The sequence below is a fragment of the Salinibacter sp. genome (assembly GCF_042218895.1).
In the GTDB taxonomy this organism is placed as follows: Bacteria; Bacteroidota; Rhodothermia; order Rhodothermales; family Salinibacteraceae; genus Salinibacter.
Genome location: NZ_JBDGQQ010000181.1, coordinates 1 through 21,080 on the forward strand (window position 1 = coordinate 1; position 21,080 = coordinate 21,080).

The 21,080-nt window shown below is 60.7% G+C and carries 14 protein-coding genes; all 14 read left to right on the forward strand.

The genetic code is table 11. The features are described from left to right. The first annotated feature begins 561 nt into the window (after positions 1-561). Positions 562-1,062, forward strand: a complete 501-nt coding sequence (tssB, locus tag ABEL04_RS14800; protein ID WP_375803172.1) for a type VI secretion system contractile sheath small subunit — start codon at positions 562-564, stop codon at positions 1,060-1,062. 229 nt (positions 1,063-1,291) lie between these two features. Continuing rightward, on the forward strand, positions 1,292-2,824 hold the full coding sequence (gene tssC, locus ABEL04_RS14805) for a type VI secretion system contractile sheath large subunit (RefSeq protein WP_375803173.1): 1,533 nt from the start codon (positions 1,292-1,294) through the stop codon (positions 2,822-2,824). A 160-nt stretch (positions 2,825-2,984) separates the two neighbouring features. Beyond that, positions 2,985-3,470, forward strand: a complete 486-nt coding sequence (tssD, locus tag ABEL04_RS14810; RefSeq protein ID WP_375803174.1) for a type VI secretion system tube protein TssD — start codon at positions 2,985-2,987, stop codon at positions 3,468-3,470. Positions 3,471-3,550: 80 nt separating this feature from the next. Further along, positions 3,551-3,970 (forward strand): type VI secretion system baseplate subunit TssE, encoded by a 420-nt coding sequence (tssE, locus tag ABEL04_RS14815; protein ID WP_375803175.1) that lies wholly within the window; start codon positions 3,551-3,553, stop codon positions 3,968-3,970. A gap of 47 nt (positions 3,971-4,017) precedes the next feature. Further along, positions 4,018-5,790, forward strand: coding sequence for a type VI secretion system baseplate subunit TssF (tssF, locus tag ABEL04_RS14820; RefSeq protein WP_375803176.1), 1,773 nt, complete (start codon positions 4,018-4,020; stop codon positions 5,788-5,790). Then, positions 5,754-6,845, forward strand: a complete 1,092-nt coding sequence (tssG, locus tag ABEL04_RS14825; protein WP_375803177.1) for a type VI secretion system baseplate subunit TssG — start codon at positions 5,754-5,756, stop codon at positions 6,843-6,845. Before tssF ends, tssG begins: the two co-directional genes overlap by 37 nt. Before the next feature lie 42 nt (positions 6,846-6,887). Beyond that, entirely contained in the window at positions 6,888-9,560 is a 2,673-nt protein-coding gene (gene tssH, locus ABEL04_RS14830; protein WP_375803178.1) for a type VI secretion system ATPase TssH, read from the forward strand. Between the two features lie 79 nt (positions 9,561-9,639). Further along, positions 9,640-12,105 (forward strand): type VI secretion system tip protein TssI/VgrG, encoded by a 2,466-nt coding sequence (gene tssI, locus ABEL04_RS14835; RefSeq protein WP_375803179.1) that lies wholly within the window; start codon positions 9,640-9,642, stop codon positions 12,103-12,105. 49 nt (positions 12,106-12,154) lie between these two features. Continuing rightward, complete coding sequence (locus ABEL04_RS14840; protein ID WP_375803185.1) at positions 12,155-12,448, forward strand: PAAR domain-containing protein; 294 nt, start codon at positions 12,155-12,157, stop codon at positions 12,446-12,448. 48 nt (positions 12,449-12,496) lie between these two features. Further along, a complete protein-coding gene (locus tag ABEL04_RS14845; protein ID WP_375803180.1) occupies positions 12,497-15,214 on the forward strand; it encodes a DUF6531 domain-containing protein in 2,718 nt (905 codons plus the stop codon). Next, on the forward strand, positions 15,205-16,260 hold the full coding sequence (locus ABEL04_RS14850) for a pentapeptide repeat-containing protein (protein WP_375803181.1): 1,056 nt from the start codon (positions 15,205-15,207) through the stop codon (positions 16,258-16,260). The genes ABEL04_RS14845 and ABEL04_RS14850 overlap by 10 nt, the downstream gene beginning before the upstream one ends. Before the next feature lie 18 nt (positions 16,261-16,278). Then, entirely contained in the window at positions 16,279-17,364 is a 1,086-nt protein-coding gene (locus tag ABEL04_RS14855) for a DUF2169 domain-containing protein (RefSeq protein ID WP_375803182.1), read from the forward strand. 48 nt (positions 17,365-17,412) lie between these two features. Further along, on the forward strand, positions 17,413-19,368 hold the full coding sequence (locus tag ABEL04_RS14860; protein ID WP_375803183.1) for a type VI secretion system contractile sheath domain-containing protein: 1,956 nt from the start codon (positions 17,413-17,415) through the stop codon (positions 19,366-19,368). Positions 19,369-19,458: 90 nt separating this feature from the next. Continuing rightward, a partial coding sequence (locus ABEL04_RS14865; RefSeq protein ID WP_375803184.1) for a transglycosylase SLT domain-containing protein occupies positions 19,459-21,080 on the forward strand: 1,622 nt, incomplete at its 3' end.

A 21,080-nucleotide genomic window follows, 5' to 3' on the forward strand; every position in this document is an offset into this window, starting at 1 on the left:
GCAGGAAAAGCACTACAGGATCAGGAAAACGGCTCTATATCGGAAATCAGGGTCTTGCGATTCTCCTTACATTTTCTTAACACTTGAGTACCCAGCCGCGAAGTTATCTGTTTGATTCTTGCAATCTAAGTGCTTAAATAGAGAAGTGACGATGAAAAAAAATATCACTTCGCGTTGCAACCAAATCTCGGTAGGTGTAAGCATCCCTTGACTGTGGCGAGTGCCGTACGCAGGCGATCGTCGGGGTGAGTCGGGAGTGCCAGTTATCTGTTCGTGGCCTGTCAACTCTCGTACTTAGCATGTCAGCGGGATTTCAAAACTCGAAGGGTACATCTCCCCGGTGCTTGCTTCGCGTGGAGCCGAGATCATCCCGAGATGTGCCGTCTTTTTCTGGAAGGTTCCTCCTCCGAAGGCCTCTGAGATCGGAACGATTAGCGTAGGCTGAGAGGTCGCGTGTGCACGTGCGGGACGGCCGTCGGCAGAGCACTGGAGGATCTAGAACGTTCCATTCTAGAATTATACGTCCCACAGTATTCTAAAAAGAAAGCCCGAATTTAAGCAATGGCAAAAAGCTTTCAGCACCAAAAACCGCCGTCACGGATCGACCTCACGCTTGATGTCGCCACCGGAGACGCGAAGGAGAAGGTAGAAATTCCACTTCGGCTTTTGGTCATGAGCGACCTCACGGGCAAGAAGGAAGACACGCCGCTTTCGGAACGCGAGGTTGTTAGCATCCGGGACAACAACTTCGATGACGTGATGGAGTCGTATGATCTGGACCTTGAATGTATCGTCCCGAACAAGCTCACAGGAGAGGGGGACATGAAAGTCGAACTTGAGTTTGATAACCTCGATGACTTTGAACCGGAGCAAGTGGCCCAGCAGGTGCCAGAGCTGAGTCGGCTTCTGGCCGCTCGCAACCTGCTGAAGGACTTGCGCAACCGACTGATCAGCATGCGGGAGTTTCGGGAAGAGTTGGAAGAGATCATCACCGATGAAGAGTCCCGACAGGAGCTTCTGGGAGAGCTGAAAAACGTTGTGCCGGAAGAGGACAGTGGGTGAGGGGAACCTCAGCGGGGAGCCGGAGGAACACGGCGAGGACTTAACTTCGCCATACGTCCACGGTGTTACGTGCGATGCGGTGTTCCGTCTATACGGTGCTCCGTGCTACGGGGCGTTGGCGAGGATGAAGCCCTTGCGATCCGTTCCAGGCACTTCCCGCCGGGCAGCGCGACCGGCTTCGGTTGTTGAGGCTCAGAATTCGTTACTGCAAATATTACAACACGCAGCCATGCCGCAGGAAGAAACTCAGGAGACGTCGGCCGAGACCCAGGTAGAGACCGAAGAAGAGAGCGTTCTGGATAGCATCTTCTCGCAGGTCGACGCTCAGACTCCGGGCGAGGAGGTTGAGGTTGAGGAGTTTAAGGATCCGGAAGCCGTCGCCGAGAAGGATCGGGGCGCGATGGTATCGGCGGCCCTGCGCGTCTTCGTGGACGCCGTTAGCGATCGTGACAAGCCTGTCGACGAGATCGATAAGTTTCTGTTCGACAGCCTCATCTCGTCGGTCGACGAGAAGATCAGCGAGCAGCTCGATGCCATCATGCACCACGAGGACTTCCAGGACCTGGAGTCCTCCTGGCGCGAACTGAAGTTCTTGGTGGACCGAACCGATTTCCGACAGAACGTGGAGATCGAGGTGCTGAACGCGTCGAAGGACACCCTTCGGGAGTCCTTCGAAGATTCCCCGGAGCTTATCCAGTCGCCGCTATATGAGCACATATACACAAACGCCTACGACCAGCCGGGCGCCGATCCATACGGAGCCATCATTTCTGGCTATGAGTTTGACAATCATCCACAGGACATTTCTCTCATGCGCACCGTGTCGAAGGTGGCGGCCGCGGCGCACTGCCCGTTCATCGGGTCGGTCGGGCCAGAGTTCTTCGGGGTAGAGTCCATGGAGGAGTGGAAGAAGATCCCCGACCTGTCCGCCTACATGGAGACGGCGGAATATACCAAATGGAATTCGTTTCGGGAAACCCCGGATTCGCGCTACCTGGGACTTACCTTCCCGCGCATGCTGCTTCGGCTGCCGTACGGAGAGGACACCATCCCGGTTGAAAACTTCAACTACGAGGAGGACGTGAGGGGAGACGACCACGAGGAGTACCTCTGGGGCAACTCGTCCTTCGCCTACGCGGCGAACATGGTCGAGGCCTTTATTGACGATGGGTGGTGTGTGCAGGTTCGGGGACCACAGTCCGGCGGCAAGGTGGAGGACCTCCCTGTCCACATTTATGACGAGGGGCGGGGCAACGAGATGAAAATCCCGACGGAGGTCCCCATCAGTGAAACGCTCGAATTTGAGTGCTCCAAGCTCGGATTCATGCCGCTCAGCCACTACGAGGGAGAGGATTACGCCGTTTTCTTCTCGTCAAACTCGGCCCAGAAGCCGAAGGAGTACGACGACGACTTGGCCACGGCCAACAGCCGAATCAACGCCCGGCTGCCCTACGTCTTCCTCGCCTCCCGCATCTCCCATTACCTCAAGGTCCTTCAGCGAGAGAACATCGGAGCCGCAAAGGACGAGGGAACCATTGAGGAGGAACTGAACGAATGGCTCAGCAACCACGTCACCGAGATGCCGAATCCCTCGCCTGAACAGATCGCGCAGTATCCGCTGCGGAAGGGCGAGGTCACTGTCGAGGAGATGCCCGACAACCCAGGCTTCTTTAAGGTGGACACGATGATTATGCCGCACTTTCAAATTGAGGGTATGGACATCAGTCTCAGCCTCGTGAGCAAGATGCCTAAGGAAGAGTAGCGTTGGGAACCGCAGGGACGAAGCCTCTGCTCAGACTTTGGGCGTTGGCGTCCGTTTCTTGAAGGTAGAGGATCATACTCATCTCTTTGGGTAATCCTGATTCCCAAATTACCTGACGAACTCCATTCTCATCTCATTCCAACCAACCTGAAGTGTAATCATGCCTCAGCCTATCACTGCCACATTTAAAGACAGCGGTGGAAACAAAATCAAAGGAGGCGTCCAGGTCGCAGGGCGCGAGGAGGACGTTGATGTGCTTGAGTTTGACCACTCAATTAACATTCCGGTCGACACCCAGAAGGGGGAACTCCAGGGCATCCGCGAGCATCAGGCGGCGACGATCTGGAAGCCGGTCGACCCGGCCACGCCTATGCTCTACAAGGCCCTCACCAACGGCGAGACGCTGAAGGAAGTCATATTCCACTGGTATCACATCGACAAGACGGGCACTGAGACGGAGTACTTCACCCTTACGTTGGAGAATGCAAAGATTGCGAACATGAAAACCCTGTCGCCGGACCGGCAGGATCCTCGGAATAAGGAGCTTGACCACAGGGATATGGTCAGTCTTCTCTATGAGAAGATTTTGTGGAAGATCACAGACGGAAACATCGAGAGCAGCGACGCCTGGAAGGAAGAGCGCTAGGATCGCGGACTTGATCACACGTCTCAATGCCTCCGGGGACGTTTGTAATGTAAACAACGTGAACACATGAACGTGAACATATGAAGGCGAGCATTTTCGACGTGCTCACCGGGACCTTTGCGAACGGCCGTCCGGTCACCTCGGTCTCGGAAGATCAGCGTCTCTTGTTGAGCGTGGTGAGCAATCTGAACCGGCTGTTTAACACGCGCCGAGGGACCGTCGGGCACCTGCCCGACTACGGGTTGCCGGACATGCTGACGGTGTACCGCGATTCTCCGCAGTCGGCCGACGAACTTCGTCGTGCGGTCAAGGAGTCGATTGAGACCTACGAACCTCGCCTGAACCGTGTCCGCGTTCGCCGCCGCGAGACCGATGAGCACTCGATGCGTCTGGTCTTTATTGTAAAGGCTGAGCTGGAGAATGGGGACCGGGTGCGCTTTGAGACGATGTTCGAGTCCCAGAAAACGGCGAAGGTCAAGCCGGTCGGCTCCTACGTCTGAGCCGAGCCTGCTCGCTCCCTTCTTGTACTTGACTGAGGCCTGTTCCGATGTCGCGCCGCTACTACGAAGAGGAAATGCGGTATCTGCAGGAAGCGGCGAGGGTCTTTGCCGAGGCCCACCCCGACCAGGCCCGCTACCTCGACGTCGACAGCGTGTCGGACCGTGATCCGTACGTAGAGCGGCTGTTTGAGGGATTTGCTTTTCTCTCGGGGCGAGTTCACGAGCGGCTGGACAACGAAATGCCGGAGTATACCGAGAGTCTCCTCCAGCTGCTTTATCCTCATTTTCTGAAGCCGATTCCGGCGTTCAGCATCGTCGAGCTGGAGCCTGAGCTTGGACTCGTCCAGGAGACGACGGTTCTGGACCGAGGTCTGGAGGTGCGCTCCGAGCCGGTAGGGCCCGAGGAGGTCCGGTGTCGCTTTACGACGACGCAGGACGTGCGGGTGCAGCCGCTTCAGCTGGAGCGGGCGTCGCTGCACTATCCGGGGGACAACACCAGTAGCGTTCGGCTGCGCTTCGCACTCGATCGGGGCGTCAGCTACAACGAACTGGACCTCAGTCCCCTTCGGCTGTACTTTCAGGCCGATGCCTCCACGGCGTCGACGATGCACCTGTTTTTTACGAGGCGCGTCTCGGACGTATCGGTGTCTACGCTGGACGAAGAGCACCACGTCGCGCTTCGTGGACAACGCTGGGTGCAGCCCGCGGGGCTGGCGGACGAAGAGGGACTGCTGCCCTACGGGCCGAACACCTTTGCTGGATTTCAGCTACTGCAGGAGTATCTGTGCTTCCGCCGCCGATTCTGGTTCGCCGACCTCACGGGACTGGATCGGCTCGACGTGCCCGACGACGCGGAGGCCTTCGAGGTCGAAGTCTTCTTCGACCGTCCCTACCCGGAGGAACGACGGTTCGAGACGGAAAACGTCCGGCTGCACTGCACGCCGGTCGTCAACATTTTTGACACCGATGCCGAGCCGATCCACGTCGACGGCGAGGTAGGCGAGCATCGCGTGGTGCCGAGCCTGCGCTACCGGAAGAGCATCGAGACCTACGACGTCCAAAGGGTGGTCGGTATCGAGGACGCGACGGGGGAGCGCCACGAGTATGAGCCCTTCTTTTCGTTTCGGCACGACCGACAGAATGGACGGGCCCACGGGGAGCAGGGGCGCTTCTTTACGACGAGTCGGCGGATGGGACCGGGCGACCGGCCGGAGGTCTATCTCTCGCTCAGCGATGCTCAGCTGCGGGCCCTATCTGACGTTCCGGCCGAGACCCTCTCGCTAGAAGTGCGCTGCACGAACGGCACGCTGCCGCGCGAGACGCTCAAGAAAGGGATGATCAACCGGCTCGCGCCGGACGTGCCCAGCATTGTAGAGCCCCGGAATCTCACGCAGCCGACCCTCGTTCGGCATCCGCCGAATCAGGACGAGGAGGATTTTTTCTGGAAGCTGATCTCCCACTGGTCGATGAATTACCAGTCGGTGGCCAGCAAGGACGCGCTCGTGGGATTGCTCAGGCTTTACGACTGGGCCGATACCGGTGCCAACCGGCGGCGGCTCAGCGGCATCCGCGAGGTGGACTGGGCCCCGAAGGAGATCATCGAGCACGGCGCCGTCCTCCGAGGGAGCGAGGTGACCATCGAGGTTGAGGAGGGGCACTTCGCCGATGAGGGGGACCTGTGCCTCTTTGGTCTGGTGATGAGCCGGTTCTTCTCGATGTACTCGACCATCAACTCGTTCGTCCATCTAGTCGTTACGACGAGCCCATCAGAACAACGGTACGAATGGACACCAAATCGAGGAAGTCGTCCAAATTTGTAGAGGGGATCGAGGAGGCCAGGGCGCCGTCTCCTGCGTTAGACCCGTCTGAGTCCGGCGTGCATCGCCGGCTGCTGGACGAGGGGCATCGCTTCCGGTTTTCGCAGGCGGTTCGGCTACTCGAACTGATGTTTCCGGACGCCCCCGGCCCCGGAGAAACGACCAGCGTCACGGATTCCCCGATCCATCTGCGCCCGAGTGTCGATCTGGCCTTTCCGCCCACGGACGTGAAGCGGGTCGATCAGGCCGACGACGATCCCCGGGGCATCCACGTCGTCGTCACCTTCCTTGGCCTGTACGGCATCGATTCGCCCCTCCCCTACCACTTCCACGATCATCTAGCGAAAAAGACGAAGGAAACGGCACCGCACCGCGATTTCCTCGACATCTTTAACCACCGACTGTACGCCTTCTTCTATCGCGCCTGGAAGAAGTACCGGCCGCACTTGCACTACCGCCCCGGAGGGCGCGATCAGCATTCCCGGCGGTTCATCTCCCTTGCCGGCGTGGGGACGCCGAACGCGCTTGACGACGTGTCCCTGTCTCCGATGCGGCTGGCCGCGCAGGCGGGGGTGATAGCCCCTCAAACGCGGAATGCCGCGGGTCTTGAGGCGCTCATCGGAGCATTCTTCGGCGGAATTGAGGTTGAGGTCATCGAAAACGTCCCGCGCTGGGTGCCGATCCCGTCCCCGTCGGGCCTGGGAGACAGAGACTTTCGGTTGGGCGAAGAGGCAACAATTGGGGAACGGGTCTACGACCGGTCTGGGAAGTTTCGACTCCGACTGGGGCCGATGCCCCTCGAGCAATACTTGGCGCTTCTGCCCGGCGGAGAAGACGTGCCGAAGTTGCGCGACCTGGTCCGCCTGTACACGCCGGATTCCCTTGCCTATGACGTCGAGTTGCGAATTCGCTCCGAGGACCTGCCGACCACCCGGCTCGGCGAGTCCGGGAGCCAGCTCGGCTTCACGACGAGCGCAGGGCCTCCCCGAGAGCCTGTAATCAATCGCATCGTCGACTACACAGCGGATTCCGCACCCCAATCCACAGCTCGTTCCTGAGCGGCCTTTCGTGTTTCGTTCACTCACTCTGGTCTGCACGCCATGGTCACCGACGATGTCAAGAAGCTCCTGAAAAAGCTCAACGATCGTCTCACGCGCGACCTGGAGTCGGCCGCCGGATTCGCCGTCAACCGCAGCCACTACGAGGTGACGCTCGAGCACCTCCTGGTCAAGCTCCTGGAAACGAATGAAACGGATCTGGCGCTCATCCTGAACCACTTCGGCGTCGAGCCGGGGCGCTTCGAGGAGGCCCTCGTGCATCAGCTCGAGAACTTCCGGACGGGCAACGCCAGTCGCCCGTCCTTCTCGCCGACGTTGCTCGAGACCGTCGAGTCGGCCTACCTCATCGGGTCTGTGCACCATGGGTTTGGCAGCGTGCGCTCGGGGACGTTGCTAGACGCGATGCTGCGCAGCGATGCCCTCAAGACGAAGGCGTACATGGACGTGCTGCGGCCTGTCGGACGGGACGACCTCCGCGAACACTTCCTCGACATCGTCGCCGGATCGACCGAGTCGGCCGCTCGGGCCCCCGAGACGGCCCCGCCCTCCCGCGACGGGGTGCCGGAGGAGGCGGAAGACAGCGCGCTCGCCCAGTTCACCGTCAGCTTTACCCAGGAGGCCCGCGACGGCAAGATCGACCCGATCTCGGGCCGAAACGAAGAGATTCGCCAAATCACTGATATTCTCAGTCGCCGGCGCAAGAACAACCCCATACTCGTCGGCGAGGCAGGCGTAGGCAAGACCGCCATCGTGGAGGGACTGGCGCGCCGCGTCGCCAACGACGACGTGCCGGAGACGCTGGAGAACATCGAGATCCGTTCGCTGGACCTCAGCGCGCTCAAGGCCGGAGCCAGCGTGCAGGGCGAGTTCGAGGACCGCCTCAAGTCGGTCCTCCAGGAGGTGCGGGAGGCGGCCAAGCCCACGATCCTCTTCATTGACGAGGCCCACACCCTCATTGGCGCGGGGGGCGGCGAGGGCACGGGCGACGCGGCAAACTTGCTGAAACCGGCACTGGCTCGGGGCGAGTTGCGCGCGATTGCCGCCACCACGTGGTCGGAGTACAAACAGTACATCGAAAAGGACCCGGCCCTGGAGCGGCGCTTCCAGATGGTGAAGATCGACGAGCCCTCCGTCGAGGAGGCGGTCGTCATGCTCCGCGGCATTCGGTCGGCGTACGAGGAGCACCATGGGGTGCAGGTCACCGACCACGCCGTCGACGCCATCGCCGAGCTGGCGGGCCGCTACATCTCGGGACGCCAGCTTCCGGACAAGGCCGTGGACCTGCTCGACACGGCGGCGGCCCGGGTCAAGATGACACTGACGGCGCGTCCGGGGCGGTTGGAGGACTTGGATCGACAGCTTCAGAACCTCAACACGGAGATCGAAGGCATTCAGCGGGATCTCGAAGCGGGCCTTCGTGAAGAGACTGGAGAACTGCAGGAGGTGAAGCAGAAACGCGAGGAGGTCCGGGCCGAGCGCGACGAGCTCGAAGCCCGATGGGAGCGCGAAAAGGAGCTGGTGGAACGCATTGTCAGGAAGCGCGAGGAGCTGTCGACGCCCGCGGCCGTCCTCGCAGACGGGCAGACGGAAAATGGGCAGACGGAGGAGCAGGACGTGGAGCTCGACCCCGAAACGCAGGAGGAAATTGACGCCCTGCAGGATGAGCTGGAAGAAGTGCGGGGAGAGATGCCCATGGTCCACGGGGCCGTCGACGAGCACATCGCGGCCGAGGTGGTCTCCGACTGGACGGGCATCCCGGTGGGGAACATGCTCGAAGATGAGGCGGAGTTGCTGCTCAACCTGGAGGATCGCCTCGGCGAGCACATCCTGGGGCAGGATGCCGCGATTCGAGAGGTGTCGAAGACCGTGCGCACGTCGAAGGCCAGTCTCTCCTCGCCCGATTCGCCACAGGGCGTCTTTCTGTTCGTCGGCCCCAGTGGGGTCGGCAAGACGGAGACGGCCCTTCAGTTGGCCGATCTGCTCTTCGGCGGCGAGCGGTTCATGACGACGATCAACATGTCGGAGTACCAGGAGAAGCACACCGCAGCGCAGCTGAAGGGCTCCCCGCCCGGCTACGTGGGGTACGGCGAAGGCGGCGTGCTCACCGAAGCGGTGCGCCAGCGTCCCTACTCGGTGGTGCTGCTCGACGAGATTGAAAAAGCCCACCGCGACGTGATGGACCTCTTCTACCAGGTGTTCGACAAGGGCTTCATGCGCGACGGGGAAGGGCGAGAGATTGACTTCCGCAACACGATCATTATCATGACGTCCAACCTGGCCTCGGACCAGATTACCCGGCTGGCCCAGGACACCGATGAGCGCCCTCCGCCCGACGAGGTGCGGGAAGCGATCCACCCGACCCTGGTGGACCACTTTCAGCCCGCACTGCTGGGCCGGATGCGGGTCGTGCCGTACTACCCGCTCGATACCGAGACGATGAAGGGGGTTACCGAGATCAAGCTCGGTGAGATCAGCGATCGCCTGCAGGACGCCCACGAGATCGACTTCACCTACGACCCGAGCATCGTGGACCACATCGCGGCCCGCTGCACACAGGTTGATGCTGGGGCGCGCAATGTCGACTTTATCATCAACCGCACCGTGCTGCCCGAGGCCGCACAGGCCATCATTCCGCGCATGACCGACGACGAGATGCCCTCCCGGCTTACGCTAGGGCTCGACCAGGACGGCGACTTTACGTACTCCTTTGAATAAGGTCGATGGGGGCATTTCCCCGCAGGTGAACTGCTCCCTCTTCTCGCAACCCCTTGCATCGTTCTCGAGAGACTGAGACATGTCCACACTAAAAGACAGAGCCGCCAATACGTCCCTCTATTTTTTCGAGCCCGCGGAACTGGACTCCAATACGCTCCGAGTCGTCCGCTTTGAAGGGACTGAGGGCATCTCCCAGCCGTTCAACTTTGAGCTGCAGTTAATCTCGGAAGACCCGGACCTCGATTTTGAGAAGGTTGTCAACAAGTCGGCTACGTTTACCATGATGCGGGGGGACGAGCCGAGGCCTGTAAGTGGCATCGTGACCGACTTTTCAATTCGTGGGCGGACGTCTGATTACGTGGTGTACCAGGCCACCCTCCGACCCCGCCTGCACTGGCTCTCGCTCAGCTACCGAAGTCGTATTTTTCAGGAGAAGAAGGTGGAGGGCATCCTGCGGACCGTGTTGAAGGAGGACGGTCTCTCGTCGGGCGACTTCAAATTTAAGCTGCAGGAGTCGTATTCGCCCCGCGAATACTGCGTGCAGCACGAGGAGACGGACCTGAACTTTGTCAGTCGTCTCATGGAGTTCGAGGGAATGTACTACTTCTTCGAGCACGGGGACGGACAGGACACCCTCGTCGTCACGGACAAAAAGAGCGAACACGAAAAAATTCCGGATCCGGCGTCTCTTCAGTTTCACCAGGGGGCTGGAGGAATGGTAAAGAAAAAGCAAGAGACGGTGAGCCGGTTCGTCTGCGAGGAGCAGGTCGTTACTGGCAAGGTCGAGTTGAAAAACTACAACTACCGGGGGCCGAGGACCATGACGGTCGACTCGGAGATGAACAGCGACATGCCCGGGAAACGCTATGAATACGGTGAAAACTTCCGGGACACGGAGCGGGGCAACCGGCTAGCGAAAGTGCGCAATGAGGAAATTGAGGCCCAACGCAAGGTCCTGGACGGGGAAAGCGACAGCCTCGGTCTTCGGAGTGGCTTCCTCTTCACCCTGGAAAAGCACTACCGCAAGAGCCTGAACGCGGACTACCTGATTACTCAGATTGAGCATCAGGGGTCGCAGCGGCATGGCATGGACATCGACACGATCCGATCTTCGGAAGACAAAGACGAGTCCGAACCGACTTATCAGAACCGATTTACCTGCATTCCAGCGACCGTCCAGTACCGGGCGCCGCGCAAGACGCCGAAGCCAGAGGTGCCGGGCGTGATGACCGCCGAAGTGGATGGGAGTGGGGACTACGCCTATCTGGACGACCAGGGTCGCTATCGGGCCAAGATGCATTTTGACCAGCGCGACAAGAGCCCAGGGACAGCTACCCACCCGATTCGGATGAAGCAACCTCACAGTGGCAAGGGTGAGGCTGGCTTCCACAAGCCCAGCCATCCGGGCACCGAGATGATTTTTGCCTGTGAGAATGGGGATCCGGATCGCCCGATGGCTCTGGGCACCGCCCCCAATCCGAACAATGAGTCCCCGGTGGACAATGAAAACAGCTCCCAGCACATCTTCAGGACGACTACAGACAATGAGCTCGTCGTGGAGGACCAGGAGGGAAAAATGGGCATCAACCTGTTCACCCCGGAGACGAAGTCCAGAATCCACATGGGATCCCAGGATGAATCCACGGAGGGAATTCAATCATCGACGGAGAAGACCCAGACCATTCACGCAGATGAGGGCGTTTTCATCAATGCAGTTAAAACGGGCCTCGGTAAGGCCATTACGGCCAAAGATCATATAGCAGACTACAAGACGTACATCGACTCTGTGATTGGTTCGGTCGTTGGTGTTCTCACCTCCTCTTCCAGCATCATGGGGGTTGCAGAGCTTGTTGATGGGGCCCTTAGCACCATAACCGGCACAGGCATAGGTCTTGAGTGGCCGGGCATATATATGCAAAGTGATGCTGGTGTAATGATGCACACACAGAGTGGAATTTCAGGGTATGCTGGCACTGGTGGTGTAAGCTTTCATACCGCCACAGGAATCGACCTCATTGCGGCCAGCACAGGGGTTAATATGCTTACCGGAGCTGGGGGGGTCGATATTGGCGCTGGTAAAGGGGATGTAAAATTGAAAGCAAAGAAGAATAACATTGTAGCAGAGGCAGACAATGGAGAAATTGATACACACGCAGACGAAAATATAACGGTAAAGTCTGACGAAGGGAGTATATACATATTGACAGATGGTACGGGAAAAAAGGGAAAAATAGATATGGCAGCTCGCGAAATAAACCAGAAGTCAGAAGAGACTATAAACATGTACGCAGATAAAGGGATAAATTTGAAGGATGGAAAGGAGATAAAAATAAAATGCGGTCAGTCTTCAATCACGCTTAAAAGGAGCGGAAAGATTGAGATTAAGGGAATGGATATACAAATAAAGGGTACTAAGAGCGTAAATATGAAGGGGATGAATATATCATCGAAAGCAAACGTGAAGAATGACGTCAAAGGGACGATGATAAATTCAAAGGCGAAGGGCATCAATACCATAAAAGGATCGCTGACAAAAATCGGATAACCCCGCGTACGCTATGCCTTTTCCCGCCGCACGACTCGGCGACAGTCTCATGCACGGCCCTCCCATCATGGGGGCTCCGTGTCCGACCGTCATCATCGGAGGAAAACCGGCCTGGAGAGTCGGAGATCAGCATACCTGTCCGGTGCCGAACGCGCCGCCGCCCGCGGGGCCAGGGACTCCGCACGGACCGGGCACGACGATGCCCCCCGGCTCCGTTACCGTGCTAGTAGGCGGAAAGCCCGCGGCACGCCTCTCGGACAAGATCCTTGAGCCCGGGGCCGTGCAGCCTCCCATGACGACAAACGTCATTTTGGCAGGGGCTACAACCGTGCTCGTGAAGTAGTTCTTGTTCCCGTTCCCGTAGCCGGTCGCCATTGCTCCGACGCCGCTCATGCCACTTCGTGTGGACATTGCAACGGGAGAAACGAGGATGTACCGGGAGGACGTACGTCTGCCGGGCTACATCCCCCTTACGCTCGGACGAACGTACCGGAGTGGACGGGAGACAAACGGCCCGTTTGGGGCCGGCTGGCGGTTCAATCTGGATCTTTCGTTGCGTGTGGAGTCGGAGCGGCTCGTTTACGCCCCGGAAACACCGCTCGAAACCGTGTTTTCTCGAGTTGACGAGAGCATGCAGGCCCGTCACGCGACGGGCACGCTCGTGGAGCACTATTCGGATCAGTACGTCATCGCGCCGGTACCGGACCGTCGGCTCGTATTTGCAAAGGAAAACGCCCGGAACGACGATACTCTCTCCCTGAGTCGCATCGAGGATGGACAGGGGAACGACGTCCATCTCTTCTTTGATCGCGGTCGCCTCGTTGGCATCGTTGACACCGTCGGGCGTCAGGTTCGCTTCGACTATCGGGCGGGAAGCGTCCACCGCATGCGGCTGACGGACGACGATTCGTCGGGCCGGACCCTGCGAACCTTTCGCTACGGTGGAGCGGACGACCTCGTCACGGAGACAGACGCGGCCGGTCGGGCTGTGTCGTTTGGGTACCACGACCACCTGATGGTGGAGTACACCAATCGGTGTGGGGGAACACAGTACGCGCAGTACGACGACGAGCGGAGGTGCTATGCCCTCTGGTATGAGGACCGGTCGCAGGGCCGACGCTTTGCGTACGACGAGGCGCGTTCCTCGGTCCGGGTGGTCGGGACTACGGGCGGGCAAACGCTGTATCGCCATACACCCACGGGACAGGTCATCGAGCGCATCGATCTGGCGGGCCGGAGCCAGAATTACTATTACAACGAGCTCGAGCAGCTCGTCGGCTTTTCGGACGAGGAAGAGACGGTACAAAAACTTCGTGACCTGGATGTAGAGGAAGGGTTGTTCACGTGCGTCGATGCGGAGGAACGAGCGGCGTATCTCGAAATGGACCCGTCGCTGCGGCTCGACGCTGTGTTGGATGCAGAAGATCGGCGCGCTGCGGTTACGCGCAATGGGGGCGACCGACCTACTGCACTTCGGACCGAGAACGATGCGGTCTGGACGTTTGAGCGGGAGGATCGGGGCACCGTGGTCGAACTTCGTTCGCCGTCGGGACAAGGCGTCCGCTTCCGCCGTGGGACCGATGAGCGGACGCTGTTAATCAAAGATGAGGAGGGGCATCTGCTGGAGGACCGTTTCGACGAGTGCGGGCGCCTGGTAGAACGGACTGACGCCCTAGGGCGCCGCTTCCAGTGGCGCTACGATCCGGACGGCCTGCTCAAAAGTGTACGAGTGGCCTCCCAGTCTGTGGAATTTGGGTACGACGCAGAGGGAAACGTCACACGCATCCAGGAGGCGACGGGCGCGGAGTCGACATTTATGTATGATGCCTTTGGCCGCCTGCACGAATGGGACGACGGCCGGCGTCAATTTCAGCTCGAGTATGACGGGACGGGGGCCGTTCGGGCCATCCGAGACGCAGATGGACGCACGGTCCGATACGAGTACGACGAATATGGACGAGTAACGCGAATCCTCCGTCCCGACGGTCGAGAGACGAGCTACGAGCGCCTTGACGACGGCGCAGAGGTCACCATCGATGGAGAGGATGGCGAGAGAAGATGCCGGTACAGTCATGGAAGGGACCCCGTGCACTGGGAAACTCCGGACGGACCCTCCTATGAATGCATCTACGGGTCGTCGGGTGCACTGCTGGCCGCCGATCGAGGAGACGACAGCTTCTCTCTGAGCTACGGGGACGACGGTCGTCTTGCCAGGGCTCAGGTGAACGGGGGCCTCCTCTCACTGCAGTACGATGCCAATGGGCAGCTCGAATCCCTTCACCGCGACGACAGCTCTGTGCTGCAGTGCCGACGGGATGGACGAGGACGCCCCACAGTGCTCGACACGGATGGCCGCCGTTATGAACTGGCATACGACGCAGGCAACCGACTGCAGGAGATTCGGGCGGCGGACCACACGTGGAGTTTTGGGTATGATGCGCTGGACTGCCTGAAGGAGTGGCAGGGGCCGAGCCTCGATTCGAGGCCGGGATCCGAGGTGGTCCGCGTCTCTCTAAGCGCACCCCTCTCACAGGCCGATCGGACATCCGAGATTGTGATGCATGGGGCCCAGTCTGGCATCGTGCTCAGTGTGCGGACAGAAGCTTCCTTTGTGCCGCTTTGGGGACGTGGAAGGTACGTGCAGCCGATCATCCCGATGTCGACGGCGTTCCGAGCAGCGGCGATTGTCCGGGGCGAGGACCCCCTGCGAGAACAGCTGGCTCCGTCGGCTCCGTTCGATCGGCGGGAGGAATGGAAAAGTCTCATTGGTGAAGGAATTCGGTGGAATTATACCGAGATTCCGAGGGCCTCGGAGGTGCTGCGCTCCTCGTGGACGGCCCTCGATCGGTTCTTTCTGAAGCGGCCATACTACGCACTCGGCCCCCGATCGCTCGTTCCCGGTGAGTGTTTTGGCGACGCTCCCGATACGGATCGGTCACCGGACGCGTGGACGACGGGAACGCACGTCTCCGCCTCCTTGCGCTCCTCACTATGGACGCAGCGAAGGACCGGGCCGCATCTCCACCATGCTGCACTTGGAATGAAGCCCGGCAGAAAAGGGCCTTTCGATCTCCTTCGCGCGCTGATCCAGACCCCGCCATGGAGTTGAGCTCAGATACATCGTCGGAGGGAGCGGCCCAGGAGCCGGTCGTGAGTGACAGTGAGAGTAACTGGAGGGGGCAAGCACTGGAGGGACGCAGTCTGGAGGGGGAAAATCTGCAGAACGCAGATTTCCGGGGCGCCGAACTGAGCGGGGTCGTTCTACGGGATGCTAACCTTCGGGGGGCACGGTTTCAAGAGGCAACGCTGACCGAGTGTGTTCTCTCAGGGGCCAATCTGCGGGAGGCGGACTTGACGGAGGGTAGAGTCGAAGGCTCTATGCTCGACGGGGTCGACCTCCGCGACGCCCAACTGGACCGGGCAACCCTTCAAGAGTGTGACCTGAGCCGCATCGCGGCCCGAGGGACTCGTCTGGTGGGGGCCACACTGCATGGAGTGCTCTTGGAGGAGGCCGACCTCACACGATGCGACTTTACGAACGCCGACCTAGGGGAAAGCATTTTCGCTCGCGCTACGCTTGAGGGAGCCTCTCTCCAGAATGCCTCTCTGGGAGCAGCTGTCCTGACGGGGACGAGTCTGGTCGATGCCGACTGCTCAGAAGCGGTGTTTTCCGGCACGGTCCTCGATGAGGTGCTGGCGTCGGGCGCGCGTTTCCAGGCGGCAGAACTGGTATCGGCCTCGGCGCGGCGCGCTGATTTTTCGCAGTGCGACTTTTCCGGCGCTACGCTGACGAGGGGAAACTTCACCCGAGCCACTTTTCATCAGGTACGGCTGAAAGAGGTGGTGGGCGAGCAAATCGTGTGCGAGTTTGCGGACTTTCGGGGGGCGACCCTTGAAGCCTCGGAGTTGCCGTTCGGCAATTTTGTGGGCGCCGACTTCACGGGGGCCCGGGCCTCGAACTGCAATTTCTACGGGGCGGACTTCTACTGGGCACAGATCGATTTCTTCGAGACCTCGAGCTGCGATACCGACGACGTGCGCCGACCAGAGGAGACGGGGGCTGCGTACGGCCCGGGAAAGACGCCGCCATCCGTGGACCCGGTTCCGCTGCATCGCTCGCCGGCCACGGAGCAGGACGGACCAGAAACCCCCTAATTTGAACTGCTGACCGGGATGGAGATTCACAACAACACGCCATTTGCCGATGGTCTGACTATGGGACTTGGCCCGGAGCGCCGACCCTGTCTGAGCGTGATCGTGAAGGGCACCTTTGCGATCCCGCAGAACTCTTCTGCCAAGGTCGAGCCCGCGGCCGAGCAGCGAGACGTTGCCACCGAGGACGAATACCATGAGAACGACGTTGCCACCGGGAGTCTGCTTATGGAAGCTGATACGGCCCCGTACAAGCCAGAGGCGGACGTGGTGGTTGTCGGAAAGGCGCATGCCCCAGGGGGGGAGCCCGTGCGGCAGCTCGACGTGTCGTTGCGCGTGGGGCGGAAGGTGCGGGAGGTCGTGCGCGTCATTGGGGATCGGGAATGGGTGTTTCCAACGGGGATGGCCGTCGTGCCAAAGAAAACTGATCCGGTGCCCTTTACCGAAATGCCATTGATCTACGAACGGGCCTACGGGGGCATAGATCACAAAGCCAACAAGTGGTTCTCCTCAAATCCCATTGGTCGGGGCTTCATTGGAGATAAGTCGAAAGAGACGGTAGACCGAAAGCCCCTTCCCAATCTGGAGGACCCCAATAATCTAATCTCGTCCTGGAACGACCAGCCACAGCCCATGGGGTTTGGGTTCTTGCGGAAAGACTGGCAGCCGCGGGCCAGCTACGCTGGGACCGTCGAGGGACATGAGGACATCGATGAACAATTTGGATTGCCTTCGGACTTTGAGTTTGCGTTCTACAACGGAGCTCATCCCCGACTGCAGGTGCCTGATTATCTGGATGGGAATGAACGCATTGACCTTCGGCACTTTACGCCCGATGAGTACCGCCAGTTTTCGTTGCCCGGAATCGAGCCTCAGGTGACGCTGAGCCGGCGGTCCCCAGAAGGACCTAACGGAGAGCAAAAGACCCCCGGAGAGAGCTCACTACGAACCGAGGACGTGTCCGTGCGGCTTGACACGCTAGTCCTGCTTCCCGAAGAGGATCAGTTCTGCCTCGTCTGGCGCGGGCACACGCCCATTCGGGACCCCGACCTGAACCTGGAGCGAATAGAGGAACTTCAGATTGAACAGGAGGCATTCACCCAATAGAAGGATCTCATCCTCATAAGGCCACCTCCCATCAAATTCCTTCGAGCCATGGACGACGAGTCTCAAGCCGAACCGTCCGACGCCGACGAGAACCGAGTCGGGATGCGCGTCACGTCCGACCCCGATCGCACCGAGGTCGAGCAGCCTGACACCTCGGGCGCCCGCGAGGTGTCGTCCCTGCCGTTTCGGATCTTGTTGGTGAGCGATCTCACCCCGGCGTCAAGTCCTGATGACTGGTCCGCGGGCAACCACGTCCATCGGGTCGACGCGAACCGCTTCGCGGACTTTATGGCCGAGACGGAGCCGCAGCTGTCCATCGAGGTCCGCAACACGCTGGGCGACGCGCCGCAGACATGGGACCTGGAGCTCTCGTTCCCGGAGCTGGAGGCGTTCGAGCCGGAGGCCCTCGCCCGGCAGGTGGGGCCCACCGCGCAGCTCCTGGACGTTCGTGATCTGGTGCGGGACGTCGGGGACGGCACGATCGACCTCGACACGTTCCGGGCCCGCCTCGACGAGGTGGGCGTCGAGATGGAGTGGGCCGACGATCTCTACCGGACGCTGGTCGGCGAAGACGAGCCGGAAGAGCCCAGCGAACCGACCGGATCCGAGGGGGGCGAGGGGGACGAATCGCTGGACCGGCTCATGGGGATGGTCGACGTGGACGACGGTGACGACGAACCGTCTCCGTCGCAAGACCTCGCCGATTCCACCAACGGGGACATTGCGTCCAACGCCGTCGACGCGCTGATGAACGCGGTGCGGGGCGACGAGCCCGGATCGGACGTCAGTGCCTCGGCCGTCGAACTGCTGGTCGAGAATCTCAACGAGGCGCTTCGCGAGCAGGTGCGGCCCCTTCTCCAGCACCCCGAGGTGCGGAAGCTGGAGGCCGCGTGGCGCGGGGTTAAGTTTCTGGTCGACCGGCTCAACGTTCGGGAGAACGTAGAGCTCGTCGTGCTGCCTGCGGGCCGAGAGGACCTGCACGAGGCGATGCACCATCAGGTCCTCGTGCCCGAGCACGACCAGGAGCACGACGAGCCCCCCATTTCGCTGATCCTCGTCGACCAGGCCTTCGGACACGAGCACCTCGACATCGAACAGCTGACCGATCTGGCCGGGACGGGCGAAAGCCTGCAGACGCCCGTCGTGGCGTCGGCCGACCCCGGGTTTTTCGGGATGGAGAAGATGAGCGGCCTGCGAAAGCTGCCCGCTCTGCGTCCGCACTTGCAGGGGGATGAGTACGTTGAGTGGGAACGCCTGCGCGACGAGGACAAGTCTCAATACCTGGCGTTGGCCCTGCCGCCGTTTCTGCTGCGGTCCTCCTACGACGGAAGTCAAGGCGGGGAGGGGCTCGCGATGCCGGACGACGAGGGGCTCTGGGGCGGCGGAGCGCTTGCCGTGGGGGTGGCCGCCGCGCAGAGCTTCGTCGATACCGGCTGGCCCACGCACCTAAGCGAGTACACGATCGGAAACCTGCCGGTGCAGTCCGGCCCCGGAGGCACCAGTCCGCTGTCAACATTGCTGCCGGGCCGCATGCAGTCGGAACTGGCGCGGGCCGGGTTCACGGTGCTCAGCGGCGAGGCCAACCGCGACCGGCTTCGCGTAGCGCACGTCCCCACGGTGCAGGAGCCCGGGACCTACGACGATCCGAATGCCGCGGCGGAGGCCCGCGCAGAGGCATCCCTCCCTTGTCGGCTGTTCGCGGCCCGGGCGGTCCATCGGCTCCTCGAGATCGAGAAGAACCTCGACCTGAACCGTTCGCTCACGGCCCTTCGCGAGGAGATCGCTGCGGCCATGGCCGCCTTCTTAGGCGTGCCGGTCCCGGAGGAGGCAAGCGAAGAGGACACCGACGCCGAGGTTGGCGAGCAGCCCGTGTCGGTCGAGCACGTCACGGACGTCGAGTTGCCCAACCAGGAGGTGCTGGCCGTTCGGGTGCGGCCGCCCGAGGACATCCTGTCGCCGAACGTGCGGGTGGCCATGGCCCTGCGCGTTCCCTCTACGTCGTAACCCTGGCTGACCGACATCACAGCACCGGCGACTCGCCGGCTGCCGCGGCGACGAAACGACGGTCCGCTGTTCAGCACAGCTCCGTTCTTCATGTCTCAGACCGAGGCCGACATGCCGATTCGGATTCGTACCCGGGAGGCCAGCGTGCGGGGCGCAAACCGGACCTACGTGCGCGAGGTCCGTTTGGGGCGCAAGGACGAGTGTGAAGTGCAGGTCGAGTCGGGTGTCGTGAGCCGCATCCACGCAAAGATTGTCTTTGAGGACGGCCGCTGGTGGCTCATAGACGACGACAGTACGAACGGGACATACCTCGACGGGGAGGAGATCGACCGGGCGCCGCTCTCGGCCGAGGCCGAGGTGCAGCTTGGGGAGGATGGGCCCACGTTCCGCCTTACGATTCCGGAGGCGAAGGGAGCGGAGGCCGCGTCAGACACGGCCGTAGAGGCAGGGAGCGACTCGGCTCGGACGACCAGTAGTGAGGCTCAGGAGCCGTCCCCCAGGTCGGGCATCCGGTCGGGGGCGACCGATTCGGCCGAAGGGGCCGCCTCCCTGGAGGGCTCAGTGACGCAATACGTCCAGCACTACTTTCAGGATGATGATCGGCCCGAAGGCGAACACACCCGCCTGTTGCGGCAGGCGTACCAGCGAGTTCAACAGAAGGAGCGGCGCCGGTACGTATGGGTCATCGCTGGAGCGTTGGCGCTCTGCGTGGTGCTGGGGGGGTATGCTATCGTGCAGCACCTCCGCAACGAGCGGATCGAGGAGAAGGCCCGGAAGGTGTTTGCCAACATGAAGGAGCAGGACGTGCTCATCGCAAAGCTCAAACGGCGCATTGAGCAGAGCGGCGACGCCTCGCTTCAGAAGCAGCTCGCAGCACTCGAAAAAAAGCAACGAGAGCAGCGGGAACTCTACGATGGGTTCGTTAAAGAACTGGGTGTGTACCGGGAGCTCAGTCAGAAGGAGCGAGAAATCTATCAAGTAGCCCGCATCTTTGGGGAGAGTGAGTTTGGCATTCCGGCCGGGTTCGTGCGAAGGGTCAAAGAAACCATCGAGACGTACTGGAAGAGCCCCCAGGGCCGGCCACGTCTGGTGTCCGCCATCCAGCGGGCCGAAGAGAAGGGATACACGGGGTTCATTGTCAAGACGATGTGGGAGCACTCCCTCCCACCAGAGTTTTTCTATCTGGCTCTGCAGGAGAGCGGCTTCAACGTAAACGCCATTGGGCCTCGCACGCGGCATGGTATCGCGAAGGGAATGTGGCAGTTTATTCCCTCCACAGCTCGAGAGTACGGGCTCCGCGTGGGACCGCGAAAGGACGAACGCGTCGTTGATCCGCAGGATGAGCGGCACGACTTCAAAAAGTCGACCCGGGCAGCGGCCCGCTATCTGCGGGATATCTATAGCACTAAGGCGCAGGCGTCGGGACTGCTTGTGATTGCCTCCTACAACTGGGGCGAGCACCGCGTCACAGACAAGCTAGAGGATCTTCCCAAGGGCATTCCCGACCAGGCGCTTGAAGGCATTCCTCAGGATCCCGACAAGCGGAACTATTGGCGGTTCCTAAGAGAGTACAGCGATCGGATGCCTGAGGAAACCAAGGAATATGTGCTCAAGGTCTTCTCGGCGGCGGTCATTGGCCGAAATCCCGAGCTCTTCGGATTTGAGTTTCAGAATCCACTACGAGAGCACATGGACGGTGCGGTGCCCTCCAC